This is a genomic window from Streptomyces sp. NPDC057900, from assembly GCF_042887885.1.
Lineage (GTDB): Bacteria > Actinomycetota > Actinomycetes > Streptomycetales > Streptomycetaceae > Streptomyces.
In genome coordinates, this window is sequence record NZ_JBHVOI010000012.1 from 67,576 (window position 1) to 84,028 (window position 16,453).

Below are 16,453 nucleotides of genomic sequence, written 5' to 3' on the forward strand. Positions count from 1 at the left end.
ATCCTCCATGAACATCGACTGGGCAGCCCTCGGCACCGTCTTCGGCGTCTCTCTCGTCGCCACCGTCGCCCTGGTGGGCCTCTTCACCCTGGGCATCGCCGGCCTCTCCAGGCAGCCGGAAACGGCCGAGCCGGGCGGGCGGTCCGGCGGGTCCCTGATGCTCGCCCGCGCGGGCGCGTACGTCTGCTTCGGACTGTGCGCGGCAGCGGTGGCCTACGGGATCTACCTGATCGTCGCCTGAACCGCAGCGTCTGAACCACAGCCGCTGAACCATCCGCCTCATCGGGCCGGCCGCACCTCGGGTGCGGCCGGCCCGACGCGCGTCCCGACGCGTGTCCGATGTGCGTGCCGATGTGGGGCTCAGCACACTGCACCGTCGCAGGTCAACGGTAGGTTGACTGGCGTTCGCGGAGCGTGGTGGACTGCCGGAGCCATTACGGCGACAGCAGAGGAAGCCGGTGCGAATCCGGCGCGGTCCCGCCACTGTCACCGGGGAGCAGTCCCCCACCACCGGAAGTCACGGTCCACGCCGAGTGGGCTGGAAGACCGGGGGAACTGCGGATCCGGGAGCCAGGAGACTCTCGTCGCCGGTCACGTCGAACCAGGGCGCGGACCCTGAGTGAGGACATCACCATGCCCGGCATGATCCAAACGGAAGACCCCAAGGTCCTTCGAGGCGCGACGGCCGGCTGAACCGTGCGTGCCGATCGCATCTTCGCGTACGGCGCCACGGCCGGTCTGATCGGTGATCTGCTGCTCGGTGATCCCCGCCGGGGACATCCGGTCGCCGCCTTCGGGCGCGCCGCGGCAGGCGTCGAACGCCGTCTGTGGCGCGACCACCGCGGGTGGGGCGCCCTGCACACCCTGGTCTGCGCCGGAGGCGCCGCCGGGGGCGCGGCACTGGCCGCCCACGCGCTGCGCCGCCGTCCCGCCGCCTCCGTCGCCCTGACCGCCGCCGCCACCTGGTCCGTCGTCGGCGGTACGTCGCTGGGGCGCGAGGCCCGGTCCATCGGCGGCGCGCTGACCGCCGGGGACCTCGGCCTGGCGCGGGAGCGGCTGCCCCATCTGTGCGGCCGCGACCCGCACTCCCTGGACGGGCCGCAGATCGCCCGTGCCGTCGTGGAGTCCGTCGCGGAGAACACCTCCGACGCCGTGGTCGGCGCCCTGGTGTGGGGTGCGCTGGGCGGGGTCCCCGGACTCGTCGGCTTCCGGGCCGCCAACACCCTGGACGCGATGGTCGGCCACAGATCGCCCCGCTACCTGCGCTACGGCTGGGCCTCTGCCCGCCTCGACGACCTGGTGGGCTGGCCGGGCGCCCGGCTGACGGCCCTGCTCGCCGTGGCCGCGGGAGGGGACCCGCGCGGTGCGGTCCGGGCCTGGCGGGCGGACGCGGCGAAGCACCCGAGCCCCAACGCGGGCCCGGTGGAAGCCTCGTTCGCGGGCGCGCTCGGCGTACGGCTCGGCGGCACCCTCGCCTACGGCGGCCGGGTCGAGCACCGCCCCGTGCTCAACGGCGGCGCGGGCCGCGCGGTGGCGACAGAGGACATCGAACGCGCCGTACGGCTCTCGCGCCGGATCGGGGTGCTCGCCCTCGGCGTGGGCGTGGCGGCCCGGCTGGGCGTGGGCGCCGCCGCACGACGGATCACCTCGACGCGCGGCACGGGAACACCTGCCCCGGGCGCGCGCACCTCAGGACGGAGACCGACATGAGCGGCGGACTGCTGGTCGCCGGGACCACCTCTGACGCGGGCAAGAGCGTCGTCACGGCGGGGATCTGCCGCTGGCTGGTGCGCCGGGGGGTGAAGGTCGCGCCGTTCAAGGCGCAGAACATGTCCCTCAACTCCTTCGTCACCCGCGAGGGCGCCGAGATCGGCCGGGCCCAGGCCATGCAGGCCCAGGCCGCCCGGGTCGAGCCGACCGCGCTGATGAACCCGGTGCTGCTCAAGCCCGGCAGCGACCGCTCCAGCCAGGTCGTCCTGATGGGGCGCGCGGTCGGCGAGATGAGCGCCCGCGGCTACCACGGCGGCAGGCAGGAGCAGCTGCTGTCCACCGTCGTGGACTGCCTGGAGCAGCTCAGGTCCGCGTACGACGCGGTGATCTGCGAGGGCGCGGGCAGCCCGGCCGAGATCAACCTCCGGCGCACGGACATCGTGAACATGGGCATCGCGCGGGCGGCGCGCTTCCCGGTGGTGGTCGTCGGGGACATCGACCGGGGCGGGGTCTTCGCCTCGTTCTTCGGTACGACGGCGCTGCTGGCCGCCGAGGACCAGGAGCTGATCGCCGGTTACCTGGTCAACAAGTTCCGCGGCGACGTGTCGCTGCTGGAGCCGGGCCTGGACATGCTGCTCGGTCTCACCGGGCGGCCCACCTACGGGGTGCTGCCGTTCGCCCACGGCCTCGGCATCGACGAGGAGGACGGGCTGCGGGTCTCGCTGCGCGGCACCGTACGCGAGTCGGTCGTCGCGCCCCCGCACGGCGAGGACATCCTGCGCGTCGCCGTGTGCGCCGTGCCGCTGATGTCCAACTTCACCGACGTGGACGCGCTGGCCGCCGAACCGGGCGTCGTCGTGCGGTTCGTGGACCGTCCGGAGGAGCTGTCCGACGCCGATCTCGTCATCGTGCCCGGCACCCGGGGCACCGTGAAGGCGCTGGCCTGGCTGCGCGAGCGCGGGCTCGCGGACGCGCTGCTGCGGCGCGCCGCGGAGGGCCGCCCGGTCCTCGGCATCTGCGGCGGCTATCAGATCCTCGGCGAACACATCGAGGACGAGGTGGAGTCGCGCGCCGGTCGGGTCGACGCGCTCGGGCTGCTGCCCGTCCGCGTCCGGTTCGACCGCGAGAAGACCCTCGCCCGGCCGGTCGGTGAGGCGCTCGGCGCTCCCGTGGAGGGGTACGAGATCCACCACGGCGTCGCGGACGTGAGGGGTGGCGAGCCGTTCCTCACCGACGGGCGGGGGCAGCGGCTCGACGGCTGCCGGTCAGGCGCGGTGTGGGGCACCCACTGGCACGGCTCGCTGGAGAGCGACGCGTTCCGCCGCTGCTTCCTGACCGAGATCGCGCGGGCCGCGGGGCGCCGCTTCGTCCCCGCCCCCGACACCTGCTTCGCCGCACTGCGCGAGGAACAGCTCGACCTCCTCGGTGACCTCATCGAGGAGCACGCGGACACCGACGCGCTGTGGCGGCTCATCGAGTCGGGCGCGCCCGCGGGACTCCCCTTCGTCCCGCCGGGAGCGCCCGGAGCCCCTGCCGTCGCCGTCACGCCGGACCCGCCGACCCCACCGGCCCCGCTGGACCCGCCGGAAACACCGCAGCCGCTGGAAACCGCCGCCACCAAGGAGGCCCTGTGAGTACGCCGTACCCCTTCACCGCCATCGTCGGGCAGGACGATCTCCGGCTCGGCCTGCTGCTCAACGCCGTCTCGCCGGCCGTCGGCGGAGTGCTGGTGCGCGGCGAGAAGGGCACCGCCAAGTCCACCGCCGTGCGCGCGCTGGCCGCGCTGATGCCGGAGGTGTCCGTCGTCCCGGGGTGCCGGTTCTCCTGCGACCCCGCCTCGCCCGACCCGGCGTGTCCCGACGGCCCGCACGAGCCGGCGTCCGGCGCGTCGCGGGCGGCACGGACGGTCGAGCTGCCCGTCGGCGCGTCCGAGGACCGGCTGGTCGGCGCCCTCGACATCGAACGGGCGCTGGCCGAGGGCGTGAAGGCCTTCGAACCGGGGCTCCTCGCGGACGCCCACCGCGGAATCCTGTACGTGGACGAGGTCAACCTCCTCCACGACCACCTGGTCGACCTGCTGCTGGACGCGGCCGCCATGGGCGCCTCCTACGTGGAGCGCGAGGGCGTCTCCGTACGCCATGCCGCCCGCTTCCTGCTGGTCGGGACGATGAACCCGGAGGAGGGCGAGCTCAGGCCGCAGCTCCTCGACCGGTTCGGGCTGACCGTCGAGGTCGCCGCCTCCCGGGATACCGATCTGCGGGTCGAGGTGGTGCGCCGGCGGCTCGCGTACGACGACGACCCGGCCGCCTTCGCCGCCCGATGGGCCGAGGAGGAGGGCGAGTTGCGGGACCGGATCGCGGCCGCGCGGGCGCTGCTGCCCCAAGTGCGGCTCGGTGACGGCGCGTTGCGGCAGATCGCGGCGACCTGTGCGGCCTTCGAGGTCGACGGGATGCGCGCCGACATCGTGATGGCCAGGACCGCCACGGCGCTGGCCGCGTGGGACGGGCGCACCGACGTGCATTCCGAGGACGTACGGCAGGCGGCGCTGCTCGCGCTCCCCCACAGGCGCCGGCGCAATCCCTTCGACGCGCCGGGGCTCGACGAGGACAAGCTCGACGACACGCTGGAGCAGAACAGCGGCGAGGACGACGATCCGGACCCGGACGGCCCCGGTGGCGGCGGCCCGCCGCCGCAGGGCGACGGACCCGACACACCGCCGCGGCCCGAGGGCGGCGCCGACGACACGCCCGAGGGGTCAGGGCCCGAACAGTCCGTGCCCGAGCAGGGCACGGAGCGGGAGCCTGGGCAGGGCCGGCCGGCCGGGGGCGGCGAACAGCAGCCCGTACGGGCCGGCGAGCCGTTCCGTACGAAGATGCTGAGCGTGCCCGGCCTCGGCGAGGGCGCGGCGGGGCGGCGCTCCCGGGCGCGCACCGAGCACGGGCGGACCACCGGCGCGCGCCGTCCGCAGGGCGCGCTCACCAAGCTGCACCTGGCCGCCACCGTGCAGGCCGCCGCCCCGCACCAGCGGGCGCGCGGCCGGTCCGGGCGGGGTCTGGTGGTGCGGCGGGACGATCTGCGGCAGGCCACGCGGGAGGGGCGCGAGGGGAATCTCGTGCTGTTCGTCGTGGACGCCTCCGGGTCGATGGCCGCCCGGCAGCGGATGACCGCCGTGAAGGGCGCGGTCCTCTCGCTGCTGATGGATGCCTATCAGCGGCGGGACAAGGTCGGGCTGATCACCTTCCGGGGCAAGGAGGCGGCCGTGGTGCTGCCGCCGACCTCCTCGGTGGACGCGGCCGCCGCGCGGCTGGAAACGCTGCCCACCGGGGGCCGCACTCCGGTGGCCGCGGGGCTGCTGAAGGCCCATGACGTGCTGCGGGTGGAGCGGCTGCGCGATCCGTCGCGGCGGCCGCTGCTGGTCCTGGTGACCGACGGCCGGGCGACCGGCGGACCGGAGCCGGTGGCGCTGGCCGCGCGGGCGGCCCGGCTGCACGAGGCAGAGGGCACCGCGTCCGTGGTCGTGGACTGCGAGTCGGGTCCGGTGCGGCTCGGTCTCGCGGCGAGTCTCGCGGCCGAGCTGGGCGGCACCGCCGTCACGCTCGACGAGCTGCGGGCCGACTCGATCGCCGGGCTGGTCAAGGACGTTCAGGGTGACAACAGGAAGGCAGCTTGATGCCGCAGGGACAGCCGGTCAGTGTGCCGGACGACGGACTCACCACCCGGCAGCGCCGCAACCGGCCGCTGCTGATGGTGCACACCGGTATCGGCAAGGGGAAGTCGACGGCGGCCTTCGGGCTGGCGCTGCGCGCCTGGAATCAGGGGTGGCCGGTCGGGGTCTTCCAGTTCGTGAAGTCCGCGAAGTGGAAGGTCGGCGAGGAGAACGCGCTGAAGGTCCTCGGCGCGAGCGGTGAGGGCGGGCCCGTCGTCTGGCACAAGATGGGCGAGGGCTGGTCCTGGGTCCAGCGCGATCAGCAGCTGGACAACGAGGCGGCGGCCCGCGAGGGCTGGGAGCAGGTCAAGCGCGACCTCGCCGCGGAGACCCACCGGCTCTACGTGCTCGACGAGTTCGCCTACCCGATGCACTGGGGCTGGGTCGACACCGAAGAGGTCGTCCAGGTACTGCGCGACCGGCCCGGTTCGCAGCACGTGGTGATCACCGGTCGCAACGCGCCTGCCGCACTGCTGGACGCGGCGGACCTGGTGACCGACATGTCGAAGGTCAAGCACCCGATGGACGCCGGGCAGAAGGGCCAGAGGGGCATCGAGTGGTGACGATTCCGCGCCTGGTCATCGCCGCGCCGTCGTCCGGCAGCGGCAAGACCACCGTCGCGACGGGCCTGCTGGCCGCCTTCGCCCGACGCGGACTCGCCGTGTCCGGGCACAAGGTGGGGCCCGATTACATAGATCCGGGCTACCACACCCTCGCCACGGGACGCCCCGGCCGCAATCTCGACGCGTACATGTGCGGCCCCGATCTGATCGCCCCGCTGTTCGCGCACGGGGCGCAGGGGTGTGACCTGGCGGTCGTCGAGGGCGTGATGGGGCTGTACGACGGGGCCTCCGGCCTCGGTGAGCTGGCGTCCACCGCGCATGTCGCGAAGCTGCTGCGGGCGCCGGTGGTACTGGTCGTGGACGCGTCGTCGCAGTCGCGCTCCGTGGCGGCGCTGGTGCACGGTTTCGCCTCGTGGGATCCGGAGGTGCGGATCGGCGGGGTGATCCTGAACAAGGTCGGCTCCGACCGGCACGAGGCGCTGCTCCGCGAGGCCCTGGAGGAGTCCGGGGTGCCGGTGCTGGGGGTGCTGCGGCGGGCCGGTCAGCTGGCGGTGCCGTCGCGGCACCTGGGCCTGGTGCCGGTGGCAGAGCGCCGGGGCGACGCGGTGGCCGCTGTCGCGGCGATGGCGGGGCAGGTGCTGGACGGGTGCGACCTGGAGGGGCTGCTGGCGCTGGCCCGGTCCGCGCCGCCGCTCACGGGTGAGGTGTGGGACGCGGCGGGGGCGGTGGCATCGGCGGAGCCGGACGGCGCGCCGAGGAAGCCGGACAGTGCGTCGGCCGGGGTACGGATCGCCGTTGCCTCCGGGGCCGCGTTCACCTTCTCCTACGCCGAGCACAGTGAGCTGCTCACCGCCGCTGGGGCCGAGGTCGTGCCGTTCGATCCGTTGCGGGACGAGTCGTTGCCCGATGGGACCCGGGGGCTCGTCATCGGGGGCGGGTTCCCCGAGGTGTACGGGCCCGAGCTGTCCGCCAACGAGCCGTTGCGCGAGGCCGTCGCGGAGCTGGCGGCGTCCGGGGCGCCGGTCGCCGCCGAGTGTGCGGGGCTGCTCTATCTGGCGCGGTCGCTCGACGGGCTGCCGATGTGCGGGGTGCTGGACGCGGAGGGGCGGATGTCCCAGCGGCTGACGCTCGGTTACCGGGATGCCGTGGCGCTCTCCGACAACGTGCTCGCGGCGGCCGGTACCCGGATGCGCGGGCACGAGTTCCACCGCACCGTGCTGGAGCCGGGCGCCGGGGACGAGCCGGCCTGGGGCATGCACCGGCCGGAACGGCGCGTGGAGGGGTTCGTGCGGCGGGGCGTCCACGCGAGCTACCTGCACACCCACTGGGCCGCCGCGCCCGGCACCGCCCGCCGGTTCGTCGGGAAGTGCGCGGAACGGACCACGGGCACCGCGGCGGGCACCCGGTGAGCCGGTCAGTCCGCGATGCCCACGACCAGCCAGATGAAGCCCACCCCGGCGATCGTGCAGAGCAGTGTGGAGCGGGCCGGATGGTCGTGGTGCGCCTCGGGAAGGATCTCGGCCGCGGCGAGGTAGAGCAGCGCTCCGCCGAAGAAGCCGAGATAGCAGCCGAGGAGTTCCGCCGGAAGGGTGAACAGAAGCGTCGTCGCCGCACCCACGACGGGCGCCGCCGCGTCCGCGTAGAGCATCGTGAGGGCCTTGCGGCGGGCGTTCCCGTACAGGCTGGTGATCGTGTACGTGTTGAAGCCGTCCGCGAAGTCGTGGGTGATCACGGCGAGGGCGACGGCCGCGCCCATGCCGCCGCCGACCTGGAAGGCCGCGCCGAGCGCCACGCCGTCCATCAGGCTGTGCCCGACCATGGCCGCCGCAGCCGTCAGCCCGACCTGGGGCACCCGCTCCTCGCCCGCCCCGTGCGCGGCCTGGCGTACCGCGAGCAGCCGCTCCACCAGGTGCGCGACCAGGAAGCCGCCGACGAACAGCAGCAGGGCCGCCGGTACACCGAAGACCAGGCCGCCGGCGGCCTCGATCGCCTCCGGCAGCAGGTCCAGGCCGACCACGCCGAGCATCAGTCCGCCGGCGAAGCCGAGTACGAGGTGGCGGCGGTCGGTGACGCGCTGGGCGACCCAGCCGCCGGCCAGGGTCATCAGGAACGCGCCGAGCGCGACGAACACCGCCATGGGCTCTTGCTAGCCGATTGACCCCGGTACGCGCATCTCAGGGCGCGCGCCGTCACCGCTCTCATCAGTCCGGAAGGAGTGCTCCATGACCGAAGGCCCCGGCGGTCACCTGCCCGATCCGCCGCCCCCCTCGCTCACCGTCGGGGTCGGCGCGTCCAGGGGCGCGCCGCGGGACGAGGTGCTCGGGCTGATCCGGGACGCCCTGGCAGGGGCCAGGCTCTCGCCGCTGGACGTCGCGGAGTTGGCGACCGCCGAGGCCAGGGCCGGGGAGCCGGGGATCGTGGCCGCCGCCGCTCGGCTCGGGGTGCCGCTGCTGACGTACCCGGCCGAGGTGCTGGCCCGCGTCGAGGTGCCGCATCCGTCCGGCGCGCCGCTCGCCGCCGTCGGCACGCCCTCGGTGGCGGAGGCCGCGGCGCTCGCCGGGGGCGGCGAACTCCTGGTACCGAAGCGGAAGTCGCACCCGGAGGGGCGCGCGGCGATGGTCACCTGCGCCGTCGTCCGCCGGGCTCCGCGCCATCCCCCGGCCGTCGCGGAGGCCGCGCCGGCGCTCGCGGCACCGTCCGCGCCCGTCGCGTCGTCAGGTCCGGACCGTTGCGTGAAGCCCGTCGCTGGGCGCATAGTCGTATCGCCGCACTTCCACCCCCACGACGACGGCCATTCCCCCCACCCCCACCCCCACCATGGCGGTCATGCACACTCCCACTGAGAGCCCCGACGCCACCGGCGCGGGAGCCCACGATCTGCGGCATCACGGTGACGCGGAGGTACGGGGACGGGGCCGGGATCTGACCGATCTCGCCGTCAACGTACGGGCCGGTACCCCACCGGCCTGGCTGAAGGAGCGGATAGCCGCGTCGCTGGGCGCGCTCTCCGCCTATCCGGACGGGCGTCCGGCGCTCGCGGCGGTCGCCGCACGGCACGGGCTGCCGACCGAGCGGGTCCTGCTGACCTCGGGCGCGGCGGAGGCGTTCGTGCTGATCGCCCGCGCGCTGCCGGCCCGGCGGCCGGTCGTGGTCCACCCCCAGTTCACCGAGCCGGAGGCCGCCCTGCGCGCGGCCGGGCACGAGGTGGGGCGGGTGCTGCTGCGGGCCGAGGACGGCTTCCGGCTGGATCCGGCCGCCGTTCCGGCGGACGCGGATCTGGTGGTGGTCGGCAACCCGACCAACCCGACGTCCGTGCTGCACCCCTCGGCCGTCCTGGAGAAGCTGGCCCGTCCCGGGCGGACGCTCGTGGTCGACGAGGCGTTCATGGACGCGGTGCCCGGTGAGCGCGAGGCGCTGTGCGGCCGTACGGATGTCCCCGGGCTGGTGGTCCTGCGCAGCCTGACCAAGACCTGGGGGCTCGCCGGGCTGCGGATCGGCTACGTCACGGCGGCACCGGAGACCGTGCGCCTGCTGGCGGAGGCGCAGCCGTTGTGGCCGGTGTCCTCGCCCGCGCTGGCGGCTGCCGAGGCGTGCATGGAGCCGAGGGCGCTGGCCGAGGCCGAGGCCGCGGCGGAGCGCATCGCGGTGGACCGGTGCCATCTGGTCGCGGGGCTGCGCGAGTTCACCGAGATCCAGGTGGTGGAGCCGGCCGAGGGATCGTTCGTGCTGATCCGCCTCGAACGGGCCTCAGAGATACGGGAGCGGCTGCGGATGCTGGGCTTCGCGGCCCGGCGCGGCGATACGTTTCCGGGGCTCGGCACCGACTGGCTGCGGCTGGCCGTGCGCGACCGTACGACGACCAACCGGTTTCTGCAGGTGCTTGACCAGGCGCTCCAGGCACTGACAGTCGTCAGCCGGTGAGCGAGTGAGCCGGTGACGGTTCCGTCCGGCTGACGTCCCGCCAGGGGGCGGAGAGCGGTGTCCCTTCCGTGGAGCACCGCTCTCCGCCCCCGTCCTTCTTTCCTACGGCCCCCCGGCCGCCCCCTCGGGCCCTGACGCGCTCATCCGCGCGTCAGTTCTGCGCACGCCGCCTGGCCACGACCATCGCGCCCGCGCCGACCGACAGCAGCAGTGCCGCGCCGCCCGCGATGTACGGCGTGGTGGAGCTGGAGCCCGTCTCCGCGAGGTCGCCGTCGGTGGCGGCGGGTGCGCTGCCGGTGCCGGTCTGCGTCTTCACATCACCACCGGAGTCACCGGAGCCACCCGCGGTGGAGCCCCCGCCGGTGGAGCCCCCACCGGTCGAACCACCGTTACCGGAACCACCGTCGGTAGAACCCCCGCCGGTCGAACCACCGTTACCGGAACCGCCGTCGGTAGAACCGCCGTCGGACGAACCGCCGTCCGACGAGCCGCCCGTGGAGCCGCCCGGCTCGGGCGCCTTCGGGGTCTCGCAGGTGGCCTCGGCGAGCGTCACCTCGCCCTGCACATCGGCGACGTTCAGCTTGAGCGGGTTCACCGAGACCTTCAGCCGGAGCGCCGTGGCCGCCGCGGTGCGCGAGGTGGTGTCCGTCTTCGCCAGGTCGAGCGTCACCTCACCGATACCCGGCACATTGACCCGGGTGGTGCCTCCGGTGGTCAGGGTGACGCGCTGGCCGAGCACCTTCACATGCCCCAGCACGTTCGCCTCCGCCACCGGCCGGTGGCCCACCTCGCAGACCGCCTTGGTGGTGATCTGCTCCACCTCGATCAGCGAGAGCCCCGGCAGACCGGGCAGGTGGAGCTGAGCCTTGGCGATGTTGGTGTAGCCCTCGGCGCGGTGCTTGTCGACGGTGGCGTTGGCCGTGGCGACATCGGCACGCAGCACCTTGACGGGCTGCCCCTGTTCCACGCCGTCGAGCCGCACGCTGAGCGCGGTCTCCTTCGCGGTGGCCGGCGCGTGCACCTCGTTGAGCGTGGTCTTGAGCGGCACATCGATCGACTTGTTCAGGAGCGAGACGTCGAGTGCGGTACGGAGCACTACCGCGCCGGCCTTCCCGTCGCCGGTGGTCGTGGCCGTGGTCGCGGTAGCGGCCTGCGCCGGGACGGCGACCAGCAGGGCGACGGGAGCGGCGGCGACCGCCAGGGCGGCCAGGCGGAAGGTGTTGCTGTTCAAGATGGTGGAACCCCCACAAGAGACTTTGGAGCCACCGGCGCCGTCCAATGGGGGACATCGCGGGCACCGGTGGCCTCGACTCCGTGAATCTTTACGCACGGAGGGTGAACTGGCGGATACCTGACGTGAGTTCACCCCAAAGGGGGGTTTCCGTGTCTGTATTCGATTATTCCGGCACGTGCGTTCCCTCAGCATCGCTGGTTTCACCCCGTTCACCCGTTTCCCTGAGCGCGGGCGGCTCAGGGACGGCCGCTTCGGTGCGCACGCGGAAGTGGTTCAACGAGCGGTCCGCGCTCCGGTAACTGCCGGTCAACACGGCACACCGGAGGCCCGTCCCGCCCCCTCAGCCGATCACGCGCCCGTTCAGCACGACCCTGCGGGGCGCGGCCAGCACGCGCACGTCCGCCCTCGGGTCCTCGTCGTACACCACCAGGTCCGCCGGAGCCCCCTCCTCCAGCCCCGGCCTGCCGAGCCACGCGCGGGCCCCCCAGGCCGCAGCGGACAGCGCCTCCAGGGCCGGGATGCCCGCCTTCACCAGCTCCGCGACCTCCCCGGCCACCAGCCCGTGGGCCAGCACCCCGCCCGCGTCGGTGCCGACGAAGACGGGGACACCGGCGTCGTACGCGGCGCCCACCGTGTCGTAGCGCCGCTCGTGCAGCCGGCGCATATGGGCCGACCAGCGCGGGTACTTGGCGTCGCCGCCGCGCGCCAGCGAGGGGAAGGTGGCGATGTTGACCAGCGTCGGGACGATCGCGACCCCGCGCTCCGCGAAGAGCGGGATCGTCTCCTCCGTCAGCCCGGTCGCGTGCTCGACGCAGTCGATGCCCGCCTCGACGAGATCGCGCAGCGAGTCCTCCGCGAAGCAGTGCGCGGTGACCCGGGCGCCCAGCCGGTGCGCCTCGGCGATGGCGGCCCCGGCCTCCTCGCGCGGCCAGCAGGCGGCCAGGTCGCCCACCTCCCGGTCGATCCAGTCCCCGACCAGCTTCACCCAGCCGTCGCCGCGCCGCGCCTCCTGCGCCACGTACGCCACCAGTTCGTCCGGCTCGATCTCGTACGCGTAGTTCCTGGTGTAGCGCCGGGTCCTGGCGATGTGCCGGCCGGCCCTGATGATCTTCGGCAGGTCCTCGCGGTCGTCGATCCACCGGGTGTCGGCGGGAGAGCCCGCGTCCCGCAGGAGCAGCGCACCGGCCTCCCGGTCGTCGACGGCCTGCTTCTCCGTGGTCGCCGTGTCGACGGCCCCGTGGTGGTCGAGCCCGACGTGGCAGTGGGCGTCGACCAGTCCCGGCAGCGCCCATCCGGTGAGGACCGTCGCCCCGTCCGCACCGGCGGGCCGCTCGTAGGTGACGCGCCCGTCGACCGCCCAGAGTTCGTCCCTCACCTCTTCGGGTCCGACGAGCACCCGCCCCTTCACGTGCAGCACCCCTGGCGCCTTGTGATCACTCATGGACAGCACTGTACGAGGGACCCCTCCGACGGTCCGCGAGGTGCTGGGTACGCTCGGTGCGGGCCCGGTCCGCAGGCCCGTACACCGTCCCGATCCCGAAGAGAGCACCAACCGTGACGCACCCCTTCCTCGACCTCACCCCGCTCACCGCGGAGCACTTCGCGGCGATCGAGCGGCGGGTGGCCCGTCTCCTCGCCACCGAGCAGGATGTCGTCATCACGCAGGGCGAGGCCCTGCTCCCCCTCGAAGGCTGTATCCGGGGCGGCGCCCGGCCCGGCTCGACCGCGCTGAACGTGGTGACGGGCCCGTACGGGCAGACCTTCGGCAACTGGCTGCGGGACTGCGGTGCGGAGGTCGTCGACCTGGCGGTGCCCTTCCACACGGCCGTCACCGCGGAGCAGGTCGAGCGGGCGCTGGCCGCGCACCCGGAGATCGACTTCGTCTCGCTGGTCCACGCGGAGGCGGCGACCGGCAACACCAACCCGGTCGCGGAGATCGGTGAGGTCGTGCGCGCGCACGGGGCGCTGTTCATGCTGGACGCCGTCGCCTCCGTGGGCGCGGAGCCGCTGCTGCCGGACGCGTGGGGCGTCGACCTGTGCGTGATCGGCGCGCAGAAGGCGATGGGCGGTCCGGCCGGGGTGTCCGCGGTGTCGGTGAGCGCCCGCGCCTGGGAGCGGTTCGCCGCCAACCCGCGGGCCCCGCGCCGCTCCTACCTCTCGCTGCTGGACTGGAAGGAGCGCTGGATCGACGGCGGGCGCAAGGCCCTGCCGCACGCCCCGGCCCAGCTGGAGATGCTGGCCCTGGAGGCCTGCACGGAGCGGATCGAGGCGGAGGGGCTCGACGTCCTCATGGCCCGTCACGCCGCGGCGGCCGCCGCGACCCGGGCCGGTGCGATCGCGCTCGGCGGCGGCCTGGCCCCCTATGTGCGCGAGGCGAAGGACGCGGCGCCGGTGGCGACCACGTTGCGCGCACCGGAGGGCGTGGACGCGGCGGGCCTGGTGGCGCGGGCGCTCGCCGCGGACCCGTCGCTGCCGTTGATCGCGGGCGGTGGGGCGTTGTCCGGGGAGATGATCAGGGTGAATCACTACGGGGTGGATGCGACGCGGGGCGCGGTGCTCTCCTCGCTCGCGGCTCTGGGGGCGGCGCTGGCCGACACGGGCCGGCAGGTCAATTTCGAAGCTGCCCGCAAGAGCGTTTCGGAAACCTGGCCCAGCGAATAAATTGCGGCGCAATTCAACAATGCGGGGAGCGGGCTCATGGAGAGCAGCTCCCCGCATTCTTCTTCCCGCTCATCCGAAGGCTAAACACCCCAGTTTCCGCGAGGTCTTGTCACCCATTTCGGTTGCGTCTCCATAGAGTTATCACGTTGTGACCGACTCCACACCGAGGGCGTTTTGCCCGATAAATACGGGTCAATACGGAACGAATCGGCGTCGATTCGCGCTGGAGCGCGCACCCGCGTGATAGCACAGAAGGCGTCTTCACCCAACCCCTTCCCTCGATGCAATTTCGAAATTTGCTGGGTAAATTCAAATCCCATGACCGCCGCACCAGCAGACTTTGCACGTGCCCGAAGCGAATTCATCACCATCGACACCCCACGAGTGGAGGACGGAGCCGCGATCTGGCGCATAGCCCGCGACTCCAAGGTCCTGGACCTCAACTCCTCGTACAGCTACCTGCTGTGGTGCCGTGACTTCGCGGCGACCTCCGTGGTCGCCCGCGACGAGACCGGCAGCCCGGTCGCCTTCGTGACGGGGTACATCAGGCCAGACCGCCCCGAGACGCTCGTCGTCTGGCAGGTGGCCGTCGACCACGGCCACCGAGGCACCGGTCTGGCGGCGAAGCTGCTGGACGACCTGACCTCACGGGTCGCCGCGAACCAGGGCCTGGCCTCGGTCGAGACGACCATCACACCGGACAACACCGCGTCGGACCGCCTGTTCACGTCCTACGCCCAGCGCCACGACGTGGGGCTGGAGCGCGAGGTGCTCTTCGACGGCGAGCTGTTCCCGGAGGGCACGCATCTGCCGGAAGTGCTCTACCGCATAGGCCCGTTCCACGCCTGAGCACGCACTTCCGCCGGCGGGCCCCGGTGCCCGCCGCGATCCCCTTCACCGCCGCACGTCACACCCCCCTCACGCAGGAGACCCGCTGTGACCATCACCCCGCCCGCCCTCAGTGTCTTCGAGACCCTGGAGTCCGAGGTACGTAGCTACTGCCGCGGCTGGCCCGCCGTGTTCGACCGCGCGCAGGGCGCCCGGCTGACGGACGAGGACGGCCACTCGTACCTCGACTTCTTCGCCGGGGCCGGTTCCCTCAACTACGGCCACAACAACCCGGTGCTGAAACGCGCGCTGATCGACTACATCGAGCGCGACGGCATCACGCACGGCCTCGACATGGCGACCACCGCCAAGCGGGCCTTCCTTGAGACCTTCCAGAACGTCATCCTGCGACCGCGCGACCTGCCGTACAAGGTGATGTTCCCCGGCCCGACGGGCACCAACGCCGTCGAGTCGGCGCTGAAGCTGGCCCGCAAGGTCAAGGGCCGCGAGTCCGTGGTGTCGTTCACCAACGCCTTCCACGGGATGTCGCTCGGCTCGCTGGCCGTCACCGGCAACGCCTTCAAGCGGGCCGGCGCCGGCATCCCGCTGGTGCACGGCACCCCGATGCCGTTCGACAACTACTTCGACGGCCAGGTCCCCGACTTCCTCTGGTTCGAGCGCCTCCTGGAGGACCAGGGCTCCGGCCTCAACAAGCCCGCCGCCGTGATCGTGGAGACGGTCCAGGGCGAGGGCGGCATCAACGTCGCCCGCGCCGAGTGGCTCCGCGCGCTCCAGGAGCTGTGCCACCGCCAGGACATGCTGCTGATCGTCGACGACATCCAGATGGGCTGTGGCCGCACCGGCGGCTTCTTCTCCTTCGAGGAGGCGGGCATCGTCCCGGACATCGTCACGCTGTCGAAGTCGATCAGCGGCTACGGCCTGCCCATGTCGCTCTGCCTCTTCAAGGGCGAGCTGGACATCTGGGAGCCGGGCGAGCACAACGGCACCTTCCGGGGCAACAACCCGGCCTTCGTCACCGCGGCCGCCGCGCTCGACGCCTACTGGGCCGACGGCCATATGGAGAAGCAGACCCGGGCCCGGGGCGAGCAGGTCGAACAGACCCTGCTGGCCATCTGCGCCGAGCACGACAGCGCGCAGTTCCGCGGCCGCGGACTGGTGTGGGGCATGGAGTTCAACGACCCGGCGCGCGCGTCGGCCGTCTGCGCCCGCGCCTTCGAGCTGGGGCTGCTGCTGGAGACGTCCGGCCCGCAGAGCGAGGTCGTCAAGCTGCTGCCGCCGCTGACCATCACCCCCGAGGAGCTGGACGAGGGCCTGCGCACGCTGGCCCGCTGCGTCCGCGAGACCGCCTGACCCGGGCCCGCCCGGGGCGGGCCCGACGAAACACCGTAGAGAGAAAGGCACCGACCCACCGTGATCGTCCGATCGTTCAGTGACATCGAGAACACCGACCGGCATGTGAAGGCCGCCTCCGGCACCTGGGAGAGCAAGCGCATCCTGCTCGCGCAGGAGAAGGTGGGCTTCTCGCTCCACGAGACCACGATGTACGCCGGTACCGAGACGTCGATGTGGTACGCCAACCACATCGAGGCGGTCCTGTGCGTCGAGGGCGAGGCCGAACTCACCAACGACGAGACCGGCGAGAAGCACTGGATCACTCCCGGCACGATGTACCTGCTCAACGGCCATGAGCACCACACCATGCGCCCGAAGACGGATTTCCGCTGCGTCTGTGTCTTCAACCCGCCCGTCACCGGACGGGAGGAGCATGACGAGAACGGTGTCTACCCGCTGCTGACCGAGGAGGTCTGA

14 protein-coding genes, 1 pseudogene and 1 riboswitch are annotated in these 16,453 nt (G+C 72.9%); of the genes and pseudogenes, 12 read left to right on the plus strand and 3 right to left on the minus strand.

Going from position 1 to position 16,453, the window contains the following annotated elements; genetic code table 11:
- The first annotated feature begins 7 nt into the window (after positions 1-7).
- From ACFVQ0_RS30895 to ACFVQ0_RS30920, 6 genes are all read left to right on the plus strand, one after another.
- A complete protein-coding gene (locus ACFVQ0_RS30895) occupies positions 8-241 on the plus strand; it encodes a hypothetical protein (protein ID WP_390092490.1) in 234 nt (77 codons plus the stop codon).
- 206 nt (positions 242-447) lie between these two features.
- A riboswitch (cobalamin riboswitch) is annotated at positions 448-581 on the plus strand.
- A gap of 115 nt (positions 582-696) precedes the next feature.
- Positions 697-1,710 carry a cobalamin biosynthesis protein gene (locus ACFVQ0_RS30900; RefSeq protein WP_390092491.1) on the plus strand — a complete coding sequence of 338 codons (1,014 nt, stop codon included), beginning with the start codon at positions 697-699 and terminating at the stop codon, positions 1,708-1,710.
- Positions 1,707-3,344, plus strand: coding sequence for a cobyric acid synthase (locus ACFVQ0_RS30905; RefSeq protein ID WP_390092492.1), 1,638 nt, complete (start codon positions 1,707-1,709; stop codon positions 3,342-3,344). The genes ACFVQ0_RS30900 and ACFVQ0_RS30905 overlap by 4 nt, the downstream gene beginning before the upstream one ends.
- Positions 3,341-5,380, plus strand: a complete 2,040-nt coding sequence (locus ACFVQ0_RS30910) for a putative cobaltochelatase (RefSeq protein WP_390092493.1) — start codon at positions 3,341-3,343, stop codon at positions 5,378-5,380. The genes ACFVQ0_RS30905 and ACFVQ0_RS30910 overlap by 4 nt, the downstream gene beginning before the upstream one ends.
- The gene (cobO, locus tag ACFVQ0_RS30915; protein WP_024494042.1) at positions 5,380-5,979 is read left to right on the plus strand and encodes a cob(I)yrinic acid a,c-diamide adenosyltransferase; all 600 of its coding nucleotides are present in this window, start codon (positions 5,380-5,382) and stop codon (positions 5,977-5,979) included. The genes ACFVQ0_RS30910 and cobO overlap by 1 nt, the downstream gene beginning before the upstream one ends.
- Positions 5,973-7,388 (plus strand): cobyrinate a,c-diamide synthase, encoded by a 1,416-nt coding sequence (locus tag ACFVQ0_RS30920; protein ID WP_390092494.1) that lies wholly within the window; start codon positions 5,973-5,975, stop codon positions 7,386-7,388. Before cobO ends, ACFVQ0_RS30920 begins: the two co-directional genes overlap by 7 nt.
- 5 nt (positions 7,389-7,393) lie before the next feature.
- Here ACFVQ0_RS30920 and ACFVQ0_RS30925 read toward each other — a convergent pair whose 3' ends face one another.
- Entirely contained in the window at positions 7,394-8,116 is a 723-nt protein-coding gene (locus tag ACFVQ0_RS30925) for a ZIP family metal transporter (RefSeq protein WP_073735291.1), read from the minus strand.
- 85 nt (positions 8,117-8,201) lie between these two features.
- Here ACFVQ0_RS30925 and ACFVQ0_RS30930 point away from each other — a divergent pair.
- Positions 8,202-8,631, plus strand: a pseudogene (locus ACFVQ0_RS30930) (cobalamin biosynthesis protein); the annotation flags it as partial.
- A 174-nt stretch (positions 8,632-8,805) separates the two neighbouring features.
- Positions 8,806-9,900 (plus strand): Rv2231c family pyridoxal phosphate-dependent protein CobC, encoded by a 1,095-nt coding sequence (gene cobC / locus ACFVQ0_RS30935; RefSeq protein ID WP_390092495.1) that lies wholly within the window; start codon positions 8,806-8,808, stop codon positions 9,898-9,900.
- A 151-nt stretch (positions 9,901-10,051) separates the two neighbouring features.
- Here the strand turns inward: cobC and ACFVQ0_RS30940 are convergent, their stop codons facing one another.
- Positions 10,052-11,131 carry an SCO1860 family LAETG-anchored protein gene (locus ACFVQ0_RS30940; protein WP_390092496.1) on the minus strand — a complete coding sequence of 360 codons (1,080 nt, stop codon included), beginning with the start codon at positions 11,129-11,131 and terminating at the stop codon, positions 10,052-10,054.
- 343 nt (positions 11,132-11,474) lie between these two features.
- Positions 11,475-12,551, minus strand: coding sequence for an amidohydrolase family protein (locus ACFVQ0_RS30945; RefSeq protein WP_390092603.1), 1,077 nt, complete (start codon positions 12,549-12,551; stop codon positions 11,475-11,477).
- A 137-nt stretch (positions 12,552-12,688) separates the two neighbouring features.
- On the opposite strand from ACFVQ0_RS30945, the gene ACFVQ0_RS30950 reads away from it, so the two are divergent.
- From ACFVQ0_RS30950 to ACFVQ0_RS30965, 4 genes are all read left to right on the plus strand, one after another.
- Entirely contained in the window at positions 12,689-13,795 is a 1,107-nt protein-coding gene (locus ACFVQ0_RS30950; protein ID WP_390092497.1) for a pyridoxal-phosphate-dependent aminotransferase family protein, read from the plus strand.
- Between the two features lie 384 nt (positions 13,796-14,179).
- Positions 14,180-14,644, plus strand: a complete 465-nt coding sequence (gene ectA / locus ACFVQ0_RS30955) for a diaminobutyrate acetyltransferase (protein WP_390092604.1) — start codon at positions 14,180-14,182, stop codon at positions 14,642-14,644.
- 87 nt (positions 14,645-14,731) lie between these two features.
- Positions 14,732-15,994: a diaminobutyrate--2-oxoglutarate transaminase gene (gene ectB / locus ACFVQ0_RS30960; protein ID WP_390092498.1), complete on the plus strand. Its 1,263-nt coding sequence runs from the start codon at positions 14,732-14,734 to the stop codon at positions 15,992-15,994.
- A 60-nt stretch (positions 15,995-16,054) separates the two neighbouring features.
- Positions 16,055-16,453 carry an ectoine synthase gene (locus tag ACFVQ0_RS30965; RefSeq protein ID WP_024494051.1) on the plus strand — a complete coding sequence of 133 codons (399 nt, stop codon included), beginning with the start codon at positions 16,055-16,057 and terminating at the stop codon, positions 16,451-16,453.